This window comes from Bradyrhizobium sp. WSM1417, from assembly GCF_000515415.1.
Classification (GTDB): Bacteria; Pseudomonadota; Alphaproteobacteria; order Rhizobiales; family Xanthobacteraceae; genus Bradyrhizobium.
This window is the reverse complement of record NZ_KI911783.1, coordinates 114,740-127,601: the sequence shown is the minus strand read 5'-3', so window position 1 is coordinate 127,601 and position 12,862 is coordinate 114,740. Positions and strand designations below refer to the sequence as shown.

The following is a 12,862-nucleotide window of genomic DNA, read 5'->3' as shown; positions in this document are numbered from 1 at the left end:
AATAACCGCAGCCGCATTCAAATCACTGCACACCAGGGAAGCATGCATGCGCCGGAGCCGGCGCGCGGAATCCAATCCGCTTCCCAAATGGAGGAAGCTTCAAGTGCGGATCATCAATTGCGGGCTGATGCTGGGCATTCTCGCTGCCTGTTCCGGGCAGGCGCGTGCCGACGACAATGTCACAACCGAAATCCAGTCGCTGAAGGCCAAGCTGAAGGAGCTCCAGCAGCGCGTAGACTCGGAGGCGCGCAAGACGCGGCAGGTTGAAGCGCAGGCGAAGGCCGTTCAGTTGCCGGGAAGTTACAAGGCGCTCGCCGCCGATCCATGTGCGGCCGGCAAGGTCTGCTACAAGGGCGTGACGTTGACCTTCGGTGGCTGGGTCGATCTCACCGGCATCTACCGCTCGCGCAATCTGGCCTCCGATACCGGCTCGGTCTACAACTTCATCCCCTATCAGCAGAGCCGCAACTTCAACATTCCGGAAACGCGCTTCTCCGCGCGGCAGAGCAGGTTCTCGGTGCTCGCCGAGGGCAATGCCGATGCCGACTCGCACCTCGCGGGTTATGGCGAGATCGATTTCGAAGGTGCGGCTCAGACGGCGAGCTCGGTTGCGACCAACTCGTTCAATCCGCGCATGCGGCAGCTTAGCCTGGAACTGGACCGCAGTGATCTCGGTCTTCACTTCCTCGCCGGGCAATCCTGGTCGCTCAACGCGCCGACCAAGTCCGGCATCGATCCTCGTGGCGTCGACGCGCCCGGCGTGATCGACTTCGAATCCGTTCCGGGATTTCTTGCGGCACGCCAGCCCGGGCTGCGCGTCTGGCAGGACATCGGACCGGAGTTCAAGCTGGCTGCCTCGGTCGAGAATGCCCAGACAGCGTTCTTCGGCGGCAACGTCCCGGCCGTCGGCACACCCGCCATCGGACCGCAGGGCGTGCTGAACCCGAACCTTCAGGTCAATCTGACCGGTCCCGGCGGCAGCTTCTTCAACAACCTCAACAATGTCAGTCTGAATCAGGTGCCCGACTTTACCGTCAAGGCAGCCTGGGACCCACGGCTCGGGCCCTATAAGTTGCATGTCGAGGCGTGGGCGCTCTACCGCCAGCTGTTCGACCGCTTCAACAACGCCAATCACACCTACGACACCGGAAGCTTCGGCGGTCACATCTTCGCCGAGCTGATTCCGAAAACGCTTGATCTTCAGCTCTATGGCTCGCACGGCGTGCTGGGCCGCTTCACGGCAACACCGTTCCCCGACGCGGCGGTGGCGCAGGACGGCACCATCCTCCCGCTGACGATCACGGCGGCCGCCGTCGGCCTGATCTGGCACGCGACGCCCAGCCTCGATGTCTACTCCTATGCAGGCCTAGAAAAGGCCAAGGCGAATTTCGCCAATGTTGGAACGGTGCCGTTCGGCTACGGCAATCCGCTCTACAACAACACCGGCTGCTTCACCGAAAACTCGGCAGCCGCGACCTGCAACGGCAACACCAGGGAGGTCCGGCAGATCACGGCCGGGATCTACGACACCATCTACCAGGGCAGTTTCGGTACGCTGAAAGCCGGCCTGCAATATTCCTACACGCAACGCTTCGCGTTCGCCGGCGTCGGCGGCGCTCCGAGGACGGACGACAACGTCGTCATGACGCAGATCCGCTACTATCCGTTCTAGTCGCGGAGCCACGCGGGCTCGTTGCCTGGATGGTGCGAAGCGCAATCCGGGAATCTTGCCTCAAGCCACGGAGGTCCCGGATTACGCTTGCGCTCCATCCGGGCTGCTTCAGCGCTAGGGCTTGTTCCCGAGCTGCGCGTGCGGCCGGCCGAAGTCGGGCGCGGCCGAGTCCTGGCCGATTTCGACAATGCCGCGGCGGATGGCGCGGGTGCGGGTGAAGTGGTCGAACAGCGCCTCGCCGTCGCCGCGGCGGATCGCGCGGGTGAGCTTGGCCAGATCCTCGGTGAAGGTACCGAGCATCTCCAGCACGGCTTCCTTGTTGGCGAGGAAGACGTCGCGCCACATCGTGGGGTCGGAGGCGGCGATGCGGGTGAAATCGCGAAAGCCGCCGGCGGAGAACTTGATGACCTCGGACTCCGTCACCTGCGCCAGCTCGTCGGCGGTGCCGACGATGGTGTAGGCGATCAGATGCGGCAGATGGCTGGTGATCGCGAGCACGAGATCATGATGATCCGGCGTCATGATTTCGACCTTGGCGCCCATCGCCGCCCAGAACGCACGCAGGCGATCGGTGGCCGCCGCATCGACGCCCTCCGGCGGAGTGAGGATGCACCAGCGGTTGATGAAGAGCTCGGCGAAGCCGGAATCGGGGCCCGAATGCTCGGTGCCTGCGACGGGATGCGCCGGCACGAAATGGATGCCTTTCGGCAGATGCGGCGCCATATCCCTGACGATGGCGCCCTTGACCGAGCCGACGTCGGAGATGATCGCCCCGGGTTTGAGATGCGCGGCGATCTCCTGCGCCACCGGCCCGCAGGCGCCGACGGGAATGCAGAGGATGACGAGATCGGCGTCCTTCACGGCATCTGCATTGGTCGCCACGACCTGATCGACGATGCCGAGCTCCATCACGCGTGCGCGCGTTTTCTCCGAGCGCGCGGTGGTGACGATCTCGCCAGCCAGGCCCTGGAGCTTCGCGGCGCGCGCGATCGAGCCGCCGATCAGGCCGAAGCCGATCAGCGCGACGCGCTGGAAGTGCGGGGTCGCGCTCATCGTCCGGCCATGAAGTCGCGCAGGCCCTCGATGACGAGGCGGTTGGCCTCCTCGGTGCCAATGGTCATGCGCAGCGAATGCGGCAGGCCGTAGTTCTTCAAGCCGCGCAGCACCAGCCCGCGCTTGGTGAGGAAGGCGTCGGCTGCGTCCGAGGTCTTGCCCTCGGTCGGGAAGTGGATCAGCACGAAATTGGCGACGCTCGGCGTCACCTTCAGCCCGAGCTTGCCGATCTCCTCGGCGAGCCAGTTGCGCCAGGTCTCGGTGAACTGCTTCGACATGGCCTGATGCGCGGTGTCCTCGATCGCGGCAACGGCGGCGTACATCGCCGGCGTCGAGACGTTGAAGGGACCGCGGATGCGGTTGACCGCGTCGATGATGCGCTCGGGGCCGAACATCCAGCCGATGCGCAGCGCGGCAAGACCATGGATCTTGGAGAAGGTGTGGGTCACGACCGTGTTTTCGGTGGTCGCCACCAGCTCGATCCCCATCTCGTAATCGTTGCGCGAGACGTAGTCGCAATAGGCTGCGTCCAGCACCAGCAGCACGTGCGAGGGCAGGCCGGCGCGCAGGCGCTTGACCTCGTCGAACGGCAGATAGGTGCCGGTCGGGTTGTTGGGGTTGGCGAGCCAGACCAGTTTTGTGCGCGGCGTGACGGCCTTCAGGATCGTGTCGACATCCGCGGTCAGGTCCTTCTCGGCGGCAACCACGTTCTTCGCGCCGACCGCCATGGTTGCGATCGGGTAGACCAGAAAGCCGTGCGTGGTCGAGATCGCCTCGTCACCGTGGCTGAGATAGGTGTGGGCGAGCAGGTTGAGGATCTCGTCCGAGCCGGCGCCGCAGATGATGCGGTTGGGATCGAGCCCGAAGGTGCGCCCGATCGCTTCGCGCAGCACGCGCGAGGTCCCTTCCGGATAGTCTTCCAGATGATCCGCCACCTGCTTGAATGCCTCGATCGCCTTCGGCGAAGGCCCGAACGGCGTCTCGTTGGCCGAGAGCTTGAACACCTTGCGGCCGGGCTCCGCCACCGGAGTCTTGCCGGGCGTGTAGGGCGCAATATCGAGAATGCCGGGGTTCGGCACGGGGCGGGACATCTTCAACTCCGGACTGGCTTAAGCGGTTCGCGACTTACGATTTCGACCCGATCGGGGGCACCGTATAGCGCGTTGCGTGGCTGCCGACGAGGGCCGTGGAGCGCACCGAGCCCCCCGCTTCGATCAGGGCTGCCTTGATCCTGTCGATGCTGCTCGTCGCGGTGACCGAGACCAGCAGCGCGGCGCCGTCGAAGGCGGTGTCGGGCACCGCCACGATCTCGGCGAGCGGCGACAGGGCGCGCGCAACTTCGGCGTTCCACCCAGAGACGCGGACGCTGAAGGTCTCGACCTCCGTCACCAGGGCGCTGTCGGCGACGCGCGAAACCGCGAACACGGGCAACGCCGCCGGATGGTCGGCGCGCTCGACAAAGGGCAGCCGCGCGATGATCTTTGGCGCGCCGGCTTCTTCCAGCGACAGCCACCACGGCGTGCGGCTCGATGTCGCCGAGACCAGCGCCAGATCGCCCTTGGACTTCGCGACGGCCTCGACCGCCGCCTGCGCGCTGAAATGCGCGACATAAGGTACGGTGAAGCCGAAATGGAATCGCGCGGAATCGCGCATGGCCGGCTCGCTTGCCGAGATGTCGGCGTGCACCGAGAACGGCGCCTGGACATAGGTGAAGGTCGCGATGATGACGCGCCAGATGCTCTCGACGGTGTCGAGCGGCAGGATGCCGCGATGACGCTGCACGAGGTCGCGCATCATGGAGGCCTCGCGTGCCGGGCGGAACGCCGAGCCGACCTCCTGGGTCTGCTTCACCTGGATCAGGCGGTCGATGATGTCGCCGCGTTGCATCAGCAGGCGATGCATGCCCTCGTCGATCGCGTCGATCTCCTTGCGCAATTCCTGGAGCGATGGTGGCGCGGGCGGACGTTGGGACATGTCTGACAGGTGCTGTTGAGCGTTCCAATGCGGCTCAGTCGAGCCGTCACCGCTGTGATGGATATCCTGATTAGGCAGTCGGGGCTGCGAAAGCAAAGAGAAATGCAAAGGGAAATCGGGCCCTTCCGCTGGCGGCGCGACCGGCGAATTTGGCTGATCCGGGCCGCGACTTGACGAAAACCATCCAAGACGGTAGTTTTTAGCCGTTCCGTGGTCATTTGAGCCGGCCGGCTTGCAGCCACGTTAAAAAACTCGCTAAACAGGCCGGGGACGCTTTCGATCCCGGCCGAACCTATCGTTCAGGCCGGGTTTTTTATGGCCTGATGTCAGTGCGGTCACCACGACGACCGCAAACGAGGTCGATGGTCAGATGGTTGGCGTCCAGTCAATTCCGAGTCCCGCGATCACCGCCGACGAGCGGTCGCACGAGGTGGATCATCCGAGTTCGCACGTCGCGCAGTTTGGCTTGGAACAGCCGCTGCGGCTCGATTGCGGTGTCGATCTTAGCCCATTCCAGATCGCCTACCAGACCTATGGCGAGCTGAATGCCGATCGCTCCAACGCGATCCTGATCTGCCATGCGCTGACCGGCGACCAGCACGTCGCCAATGTGCACCCTGTCACCGGCAAGCCCGGCTGGTGGGAGACTTTGGTAGGCTCGGGCCGACCGCTCGATCCCAGCGAGTATTTTATCATCTGCTCCAACGTGATCGGCGGCTGCATGGGCTCGACCGGTCCGGCTTCGATCAATCCGGCGACCGGCAAGGTTTGGGGCCTCGATTTCCCCGTCATCACCATCCCCGACATGGTGCGCGCGCAGGCGATGCTGATCGACCGGCTCGGCATCGACACGCTGTTCGCAGTCGTCGGCGGCTCGATGGGCGGCATGCAAGTGCTGCAATGGACGGCGGCGTATCCGAGCCGGGTATTCTCCGCGCTGGCGATTGCTTGCTCGACACGACATTCGGCGCAGAACATCGCGTTCCACGAGCTTGGCCGCCAGGCGGTGATGGCCGATCCCGACTGGCACCATGGCGGCTATGCCGATCAAGGTATCCATCCGCATCGTGGGCTCGCTGTCGCACGGATGGCGGCGCACATCACCTATCTTTCGGACGCCGCGTTGCATCGCAAATTCGGACGGCGCATGCAGGACCGCGAGTTGCCGACCTTCTCGTTCGACGCCGACTTCCAGGTCGAGTCGTACCTGCGCTACCAGGGCTCGTCCTTTGTCGAGCGCTTCGACGCCAACTCCTATCTCTATCTGACCCGCGCGATGGACTATTTCGACATCGCCGGCGACCATGGCGGCGTGCTGGCGAAGGCGTTCGCGGGAATCCAGACCCGGTTCTGCGTGGTCTCCTTCACCAGCGACTGGCTGTTCCCGACCTCGGAATCGCGGGCGCTGGTGCACGCGCTGAATGCGTCGAGCGCGCGGGTGTCGTTCGCCGAGATCGAGACCGATCGCGGTCACGACGCGTTCCTCCTCGACGTGCCCGAGTTCTTCGACATCGCCCGTGCGTTCCTGCAGTCGGCAGGCAAGGCGCGCGGGCTCACCGCCAAGAAAGCTTAAAGGACGGCTAGTCATGTCTGTACAGGAAGCGCTGCCGCTGGGCGGCCTTGCGACCGGGCAGCCCGGCGATTTTCGCGCCGACCATGTGTTGGTGGCCGAGATGGTCAAGCCGGGCTCGAAAGTGCTCGACGTCGGCTGTGGCGAGGGCGACCTGCTCCAGCTGCTGGAAACCCGCGGCGTCGACGGCCGCGGCATCGAGCTATCGCGCGAGGGTGTCAACCGTTGCGTCGCCAAGGGTCTTGCGGTGGTGCAGGGCGATGCCGACACCGACCTCGTGAATTATCCCGATGACGCCTTCGACTACGTGATCCTGTCGCAGACCTTGCAGGCGACGCGGCAGCCGAAAGTTGTGCTGGAGAATTTGCTGCGCATCGGCCGCCGCGCCATCGTGTCGTTCCCGAATTTCGGCTTCTGGAAGATGCGGCTCCAGCTCCTGATCGGCGGCCACATGCCACGCACGGAGAATCTGCCGGCAAGCTGGTATGACACCGCCAACATCCATTTCTGCACCATCAAGGATTTCGTTGAGCTATGCGATGCGATCGACGTCAAGATGGAACGTGCCGAGGCGCTCGACCTCTACGGCCGCCCGCTGCGGCTGCGGATGCCCTGGTGGGTGTGGAATCTGTTCGGCGAGCAGGGGGTGTTTCTGCTGACGCGGGGCGGCAGGAAGTAGTTCTTCGTCATTGCGAGCGCAGCGCTAATGCGCCGCCAGTGACCTCGGGTCGCGCACCGGCCATCTTCCCGCTTCCACCAGCGTGACGAACCGTTCCACGGTTTCGTTGAACAGCGCGGGCTCTTCGAGATTGAGCACGTGGCCGGACTTCGGAAACATGGCGAGCCCTGCCGCAGGCAGATGCTTCTTCAGGAACAGGCTTGCGCCCACGCACGGATCGTCCTCGTCGCCGCAGATGATGAGTGCCGGCGTCGTGGCCGCCCTGATCGCGTCCGTCATCGTAAAGATCGAGGGGCGGCCGGCCTGGAAGCCGCGCATCGTCCGCGCCGATCCCTTGGCGTCGTGCCGCGCCAGGGCGGCATAGAAATCGGCGTGGCCGCGCGGGTCCTTCACCAGAAAGGGAATCCGGCTCGGCGTCTCGCGCGTGACTTTTGCGACTTCGGCTGAGCCGAGCATCTCGAATTGCTCCGCGTTGGCGCGGCACTGCTTGCGCCAGGCGTCGAGGTTCTCGATCTCCGAGCCTGAGCCGACGCCGGCGAGCGTCATCGACAGCGCACGTTGGGGCGCGTTGAGCCCGATCTGGAGCGACGAATAGGCCCCCATCGAGAGACCGACGAAGTGCGCGCGATCGATCTTCAGATGATCGAGCACCGCGAGCGCATCGGTATAGAAATGCGTGTAGCCGTAGACCTCGCCATCAGGCACGTCAGATGGCGTGTAGCCGCGCGCGGAATAGGTGATGCAGCGATGGCCGCGCGAAAAGTAACGCATCTGCGGCTCCCAATTGGTGTAGTCGGCCGCGAACTCGTGCAGAAAAAGTATCGGCGTGCCAGTGCCTGCGTCTTCGAAATAGAGGCGACAATTGTCCTTCGTGAGGGCGTGAGGCATCCGGTTTTCTCCCAGAGGTGGCTGCGGCTTTGGAATGCCGTCCTGCGGTCAGCGCATACGATCCTAACACTTATTAATCATCTTAATCATCGTCCAAAATCTCCGCGACCGCGTCTTGTTCTCGCCACATCAGGATACTGATACAGCCCGCGGATGTCGGCCACCGCACGGGCCGATTGGGAAGTGGGGTGTCAACGAAGGATGAAGAATGTTCGAGTTGTTTGCGTCTCGCCTGTCGCGCTGTGTCGTCGCGCTGGCTGTTTTCTTCGCGGCGGTCGCCGCGCTCACCTCTCCGGCGTCAGCACGACCTCATCGTCATAGCGCAGAGCGCCACGCTTACGCGCATCTCGCCAGCAGACATCATCATTCCCGGTATCATGCACGCAGCTCGCGTTTCGAGCGCGGCGCGGCGCAATTGCAGGCGAACGGTTTCGGCAACACCTTCGCCAGCTATGACCCGAACGCCAATAGCGGCGGCATCGCCATGAGCGGTGGAATGGCTATGAGCGGCACCGGTGTAATGGCTATGAGCGGCAACGCCGGAATGGTTACCAGCGATAGCGGCGGGATGACCACGCGCGCCAGCCGTCGAATCGCCGCGAGGCGTGGCGCTGGAATGGCCACTGACGCGAATGTCGGTCGTGGGGCCAATAGCGCCACGAGCAGCGGCGGCTTCGGCGGCGGATCGGGCCTCGTGTCCGAGGCACGCCGCTATGTCGGCGGTAATCCGACCGGCCGCGGCAGCCTGTGGTGCGCACGGTTCATGAACATGGTGCTTGAGAAGACCGGTCACCGTGGCACCGGCTCCGACATGGCGAATTCGTTCGCGCATTACGGCGCGCGCGTCTCCGGTCCGCAGGTCGGCGCCATCGCAGTGATGTCGCGCGGTGGTCGGGGTGGCCATGTCGGCATCATCACCGGCATCGACGCGCAGGGTAATCCGATCATGATCTCCGGCAACAACGGCAACCGCGTCCGCGAAGCGCCGATCTCGCGCGGCCGGATCTATGCGTATGTGATGCCGAACTGACGGCCGTCATTGCGAGGAGCGAAGCGACGAAGCAATCCAGACCGTCTCCGCGGGCGCATTCCTGGATTGCTTCGCCGCGCTCGCAATGACGGGGCCGGGCCAGCGCGCCGCGTCACACCAGCCTCGGTTCTTCCAATGCAACCGCGTCGCCCACGCCGATGTCGCCATCGGCGATCACCTCGGCATAGATGCCGCAGTCCATGTGGCCGAGATTGCTCGAGAGCGTGGCCGGGATTTCGAGATCGCGCCTGGCGGTATCTGGGTCGACGTTGGTGGCCGGGCAGCGCTTGATGCGCTTGACCACTTGCAGCCGGGCCTGTCCGATCGCGAGCGTCTGACCGACGAGGTCGAGCTCGGACCAGGCCGGCCAGCCCTTCACGTAGAGATTGGCGCGGAAGCGCAGCGGGTGGACGGCGGCGCCGCCGAGCATGGTCTCGAGCGCGCGGACGCTGTCGAGATTGATGATGGACACGACCTTGCGGGCGACGTCGGAAAAGCTGTGGTCGCGGCCGGACAGGATCTTGGGCGGGCCCTTCAGCTCCGGCTGAAAGTTGTCCCTGAAGTAGTCCTCGATGGCGGCGCGCCCGGCGGCGGTCTCGAGATCGCCGCTGGCGACGATCTGGCCGTCCTTGCGGATGGTCAGCCGGTTGGTCGCGTCCTCGAAGCGGCTGTCGAGCGAAGCCAGCCGCTCATTGCGCGCCAGCATCAGGAACTGGATCTTCGGCTTCCACTGCGGCTGTTCCGGATCGAAGCCGCTGGGACCGTTCTCGATGGCGTAGCGGCGGTCGGCCGGTAGGGTCTGGCCGGTCCGCAGGGAGACGCGGGGCAGGGGCTCCGGCGTCAGGCCCTTGATCGGATAACGGTAGAGCCCGGTGATCTCGGCGGTTTGGCTGGCTGTCATTGCGCTAGGGGTCATGCCGCTACTTAGGGGATTCGGCCCACCGGCGCCAAGCGGGCGGACCCGCGCACGAAATTGTGAACTCGCCTCTTCCGGTCCGAGGCCTCGCTTCCCACATCTGGGGCAGGCCGGCGCCAGCGTCGGCTGATAACGACTGTTGCCGCTTGAGAAACGTCAATGCGGTCATCGGAAACCCAATGAAGATGCCGTTTGGAGTGCCTTAGAGGGCTCCAGGGGCAGGCCGAGGGAAAGACCACGATATGAACATCGAAAAATATACCGAACGCTCCAGGGGCTTCGTCCAATCCGCGCAGTCGCTTGCGGTGCGCGAAGGGCACCAGCAGTTTTCGACCCTGCACGTCCTGAAGGTGCTGCTGGACGACAATGAAGGCCTCGCTGCCGGCCTGATCGACCGCGCCGGCGGCAATTCCCGCGCAATCCTGAAGGCGACCGAGGACGCCCTGAACAAGGTGCCGAAGGTCTCTGGCGGCGGCGCCGGCCAGATCTACCTGGCGCCCGAGCTCGCCCGCACTTTCGACGTCGCCGAAAAGGCCGGCGAGAAGGCCGGCGACAGCTTTGTCACGGTCGAGCGGCTGCTGCTCGGCCTTGCGCTGGAGAAGACCAGCGAAGCCGGCGCGATCCTGGCCAAGGGCGGCGTCACCCCGCAAAACCTCAACGCGGCGATCGAAGCGCTGCGCAAGGGCCGAACCGCGGACTCCGCGACGGCCGAGAACGCGTATGACGCGCTAAAGAAATATGCCCGCGACCTGACCCAGGCGGCGCGCGACGGCAAGCTCGATCCGGTCATCGGCCGCGACGAGGAGATCCGCCGCACGATCCAGGTGCTGTCGCGCCGGACCAAGAACAACCCCGTCCTGATCGGCGAACCCGGCGTCGGCAAGACCGCCATCGCCGAGGGCCTGGCGCTGCGCATCGTCAACGGCGACGTGCCGGAGAGCCTGAAGGACAAGAAGTTGCTGTCGCTCGACCTCGGCTCGCTGATTGCAGGTGCAAAATATCGCGGCGAGTTCGAGGAACGGCTGAAGGCCGTGCTCCAGGAGGTGACCGGGAGCGAGGGCAATTTCGTCCTGTTCATCGACGAGATGCACACGCTGATCGGCGCCGGCAAGGGCGATGGCGCGATGGACGCGTCCAACCTGCTCAAGCCTGCGCTCGCCCGCGGCGAGCTGCACTGCATCGGCGCCACCACGCTCGACGAGTACCAGAAGCACGTCGAAAAGGACGCGGCGCTAGCGCGGCGTTTCCAGCCAATCTTCGTCAGCGAGCCCTCGGTCGAGGACACGATCTCGATCCTGCGCGGGCTGAAGGACAAGTACGAGCAGCACCATGGCGTGCGGATCACCGATTCCGCGCTGGTCGCCGCCACGACGCTGTCCAACCGCTACATCACCGACCGCTTCCTGCCGGACAAGGCTATCGACCTCATGGACGAGGCGGCCGCGCGGCTCAAGATGCAGGTCGACTCCAAGCCGGAAGAGCTGGATTCGATGGATCGGGAAATCATCCGGCTGAAAATCGAACAGGAAGCATTGAAGAAGGAGAGCGATGCCGGTTCGAAGAGCCGCCTGCAGACGCTTGAGAAGGAGCTGGCTGATCTCGAGGAGAAGTCCGCGGCGCTCACCGCACGCTGGAGCGCGGAGAAGAACAAGCTCTCCGACGCCCAGAAGCTGAAGGCCGAGCTCGACGGCTTGCGGGTCGAGCTTGCCAACGCGCAGCGCCGCGGTGAATTCCAGAAGGCCGGCGAGCTGGCCTATGGCCGGATCCCCGAGCTCGAAAAGCAGCTTGCAGACATCGAGGCCAAGGAGAACTCCGGCGAGATGATGGAGGAGGCGGTCACCGCCAACCACATCGCGCAGGTGGTCTCCCGCTGGACCGGCGTGCCCGTCGACAAGATGCTGGAAGGCGAGAAGGACAAGCTCCTGCGGATGGAGGACTCGCTCGGCAAGCGCGTCGTCGGTCAGGCCGAGGCCGTGCGTGCGGTCGCGACCGCCGTGCGCCGTTCGCGCGCGGGGCTGCAGGATCCGAACCGGCCGACCGGCTCGTTCATGTTCCTGGGGCCGACCGGCGTCGGCAAGACCGAGCTGACGAAAGCGCTCGCCGAGTATCTGTTCAACGACGAGACCGCGATGGTCCGCCTCGACATGTCCGAGTACATGGAGAAGCACTCGGTCTCGCGGCTGATCGGCGCGCCTCCGGGCTATGTCGGCTATGACGAGGGCGGTGCGCTGACCGAAGCGGTGCGGCGCCGGCCCTACCAGGTCGTGCTGTTCGACGAGATCGAGAAGGCGCATCCTGACGTCTTCAACGTCCTGTTGCAGGTGCTCGACGACGGCCGCCTCACCGACGGCCAGGGCCGCACCGTCGACTTCCGCAACACGCTGATCATCATGACCTCGAACCTCGGTTCGGAGTTTCTGGTGAACCAGCCGGAGGGCGAGGACACTTCTGCCGTGCGCGAGCAGGTGATGGGAATGGTGCGGGCGCACTTCAGGCCAGAGTTCTTGAACCGCGTCGACGAGATCATCCTGTTCCACCGCTTGCAGAGGAGCGAGATGGGCCGGATCGTCGAGATCCAGTTCGCGCGGCTGCAGAAGCTCCTCACCGATCGCAAGATCGTGCTGACGCTCGACGCTGCGGGCCGCGACTGGCTCGCCGCCAAGGGCTGGGATCCCGCCTACGGCGCACGGCCGCTCAAGCGCGTGATCCAGCGTCACGTCCAGGATCCGCTCGCCGAGATGATCCTGGCCGGCGACGTCAAGGACGGCGACAACGTTGCGATCTCCTCCGAGGGCAACGTGCTGACCTTCAACGGCAAGGCGCCGCAGACCGCGGAGATCGCCCAGTTCGAGGCGCCGGCGTCAAAGCGGAAGCTGAACTGAGCGCGATCGGGCACTCGGATTGGAAAGCTCTCTCCGCCTGCGCGGAGAGGCCTTTCGCCTTTCCGGAGAAGCGGGGTATCCGTGTAGTGTTGTGTCGTTCGAAAGACACACGCATTGCGGTTATTCGCTTGGGATGTAAATTGGTGTTGAACAACCAAAGGCTTCCTTGTCATAATTCCAATGTCAAGCGTGTCCTGC

The 12,862-nt window shown here is 64.6% G+C and carries 10 protein-coding genes and 1 riboswitch; of the genes, 5 read left to right on the top strand and 5 right to left on the bottom strand.

Annotation, left to right across the window (positions count from 1 at the left end; all coding sequences use genetic code 11):
• Positions 1-103 precede the first annotated feature (103 nt).
• Complete coding sequence (locus tag BRA1417_RS0100600; protein WP_198034779.1) at positions 104-1,672, top strand: hypothetical protein; 1,569 nt, start codon at positions 104-106, stop codon at positions 1,670-1,672.
• A 114-nt stretch (positions 1,673-1,786) separates the two neighbouring features.
• On the opposite strand, the gene BRA1417_RS0100595 is transcribed toward BRA1417_RS0100600, so the two are convergent.
• From BRA1417_RS0100595 to BRA1417_RS0100585, 3 genes are read right to left on the bottom strand one after another with little or no spacing between them, the layout of a single operon-like run.
• Positions 1,787-2,725, bottom strand: a complete 939-nt coding sequence (locus tag BRA1417_RS0100595; protein ID WP_027514137.1) for a prephenate/arogenate dehydrogenase family protein — start codon at positions 2,723-2,725, stop codon at positions 1,787-1,789.
• Entirely contained in the window at positions 2,722-3,816 is a 1,095-nt protein-coding gene (gene hisC / locus BRA1417_RS0100590) for a histidinol-phosphate transaminase (RefSeq protein ID WP_027514136.1), read from the bottom strand. The genes BRA1417_RS0100595 and hisC overlap by 4 nt, the downstream gene beginning before the upstream one ends.
• Before the next feature lie 34 nt (positions 3,817-3,850).
• A complete protein-coding gene (locus tag BRA1417_RS0100585) occupies positions 3,851-4,699 on the bottom strand; it encodes a chorismate mutase (protein WP_027514135.1) in 849 nt (282 codons plus the stop codon).
• Positions 4,700-4,899: 200 nt separating this feature from the next.
• Positions 4,900-4,979: riboswitch (SAM riboswitch) on the top strand.
• Positions 4,980-5,069: 90 nt separating this feature from the next.
• Here BRA1417_RS0100585 and BRA1417_RS0100580 point away from each other — a divergent pair.
• The gene (locus tag BRA1417_RS0100580; RefSeq protein WP_027514134.1) at positions 5,070-6,272 is read left to right on the top strand and encodes a homoserine O-acetyltransferase; all 1,203 of its coding nucleotides are present in this window, start codon (positions 5,070-5,072) and stop codon (positions 6,270-6,272) included.
• A 13-nt stretch (positions 6,273-6,285) separates the two neighbouring features.
• Positions 6,286-6,948: a methionine biosynthesis protein MetW gene (gene metW, locus BRA1417_RS0100575; protein WP_027514133.1), complete on the top strand. Its 663-nt coding sequence runs from the start codon at positions 6,286-6,288 to the stop codon at positions 6,946-6,948.
• Positions 6,949-6,972: 24 nt separating this feature from the next.
• On the opposite strand, the gene BRA1417_RS0100570 is transcribed toward metW, so the two are convergent.
• Positions 6,973-7,836 carry an alpha/beta fold hydrolase gene (locus BRA1417_RS0100570; RefSeq protein ID WP_027514132.1) on the bottom strand — a complete coding sequence of 288 codons (864 nt, stop codon included), beginning with the start codon at positions 7,834-7,836 and terminating at the stop codon, positions 6,973-6,975.
• 208 nt (positions 7,837-8,044) lie between these two features.
• On the opposite strand from BRA1417_RS0100570, the gene BRA1417_RS0100565 reads away from it, so the two are divergent.
• A complete protein-coding gene (locus BRA1417_RS0100565) occupies positions 8,045-8,866 on the top strand; it encodes a TIGR02594 family protein (protein WP_027514131.1) in 822 nt (273 codons plus the stop codon).
• 112 nt (positions 8,867-8,978) lie between these two features.
• Here BRA1417_RS0100565 and BRA1417_RS0100560 read toward each other — a convergent pair whose 3' ends face one another.
• Complete coding sequence (locus BRA1417_RS0100560; protein WP_027514130.1) at positions 8,979-9,767, bottom strand: MOSC domain-containing protein; 789 nt, start codon at positions 9,765-9,767, stop codon at positions 8,979-8,981.
• Positions 9,768-10,024: 257 nt separating this feature from the next.
• Here BRA1417_RS0100560 and clpB point away from each other — a divergent pair, with 257 nt between their 5' ends.
• Positions 10,025-12,664 carry an ATP-dependent chaperone ClpB gene (gene clpB, locus BRA1417_RS0100555; protein ID WP_027514129.1) on the top strand — a complete coding sequence of 880 codons (2,640 nt, stop codon included), beginning with the start codon at positions 10,025-10,027 and terminating at the stop codon, positions 12,662-12,664.
• Positions 12,665-12,862 lie beyond the last annotated feature (198 nt).

Bases quoted from the DNA above. Each gene is read 5' to 3' on its own strand.
- BRA1417_RS0100595 (WP_027514137.1), bottom strand. From the start codon at position 2,725: ATGAGCGCGACCCCGCACTTCCAGCGCGTCGCGCTGATCGGCTTCGGC.
- hisC (WP_027514136.1), bottom strand. From the start codon at position 3,816: ATGTCCCGCCCCGTGCCGAACCCCGGCATTCTCGATATTGCGCCCTAC.
- BRA1417_RS0100585 (WP_027514135.1), bottom strand. From the start codon at position 4,699: ATGTCCCAACGTCCGCCCGCGCCACCATCGCTCCAGGAATTGCGCAAG.
- BRA1417_RS0100580 (WP_027514134.1), top strand. From the start codon at position 5,070: ATGGTTGGCGTCCAGTCAATTCCGAGTCCCGCGATCACCGCCGACGAG.
- metW (WP_027514133.1), top strand. From the start codon at position 6,286: ATGTCTGTACAGGAAGCGCTGCCGCTGGGCGGCCTTGCGACCGGGCAG.
- BRA1417_RS0100570 (WP_027514132.1), bottom strand. From the start codon at position 7,836: ATGCCTCACGCCCTCACGAAGGACAATTGTCGCCTCTATTTCGAAGAC.
- BRA1417_RS0100565 (WP_027514131.1), top strand. From the start codon at position 8,045: ATGTTCGAGTTGTTTGCGTCTCGCCTGTCGCGCTGTGTCGTCGCGCTG.
- BRA1417_RS0100560 (WP_027514130.1), bottom strand. From the start codon at position 9,767: ATGACAGCCAGCCAAACCGCCGAGATCACCGGGCTCTACCGTTATCCG.
- clpB (WP_027514129.1), top strand. From the start codon at position 10,025: ATGAACATCGAAAAATATACCGAACGCTCCAGGGGCTTCGTCCAATCC.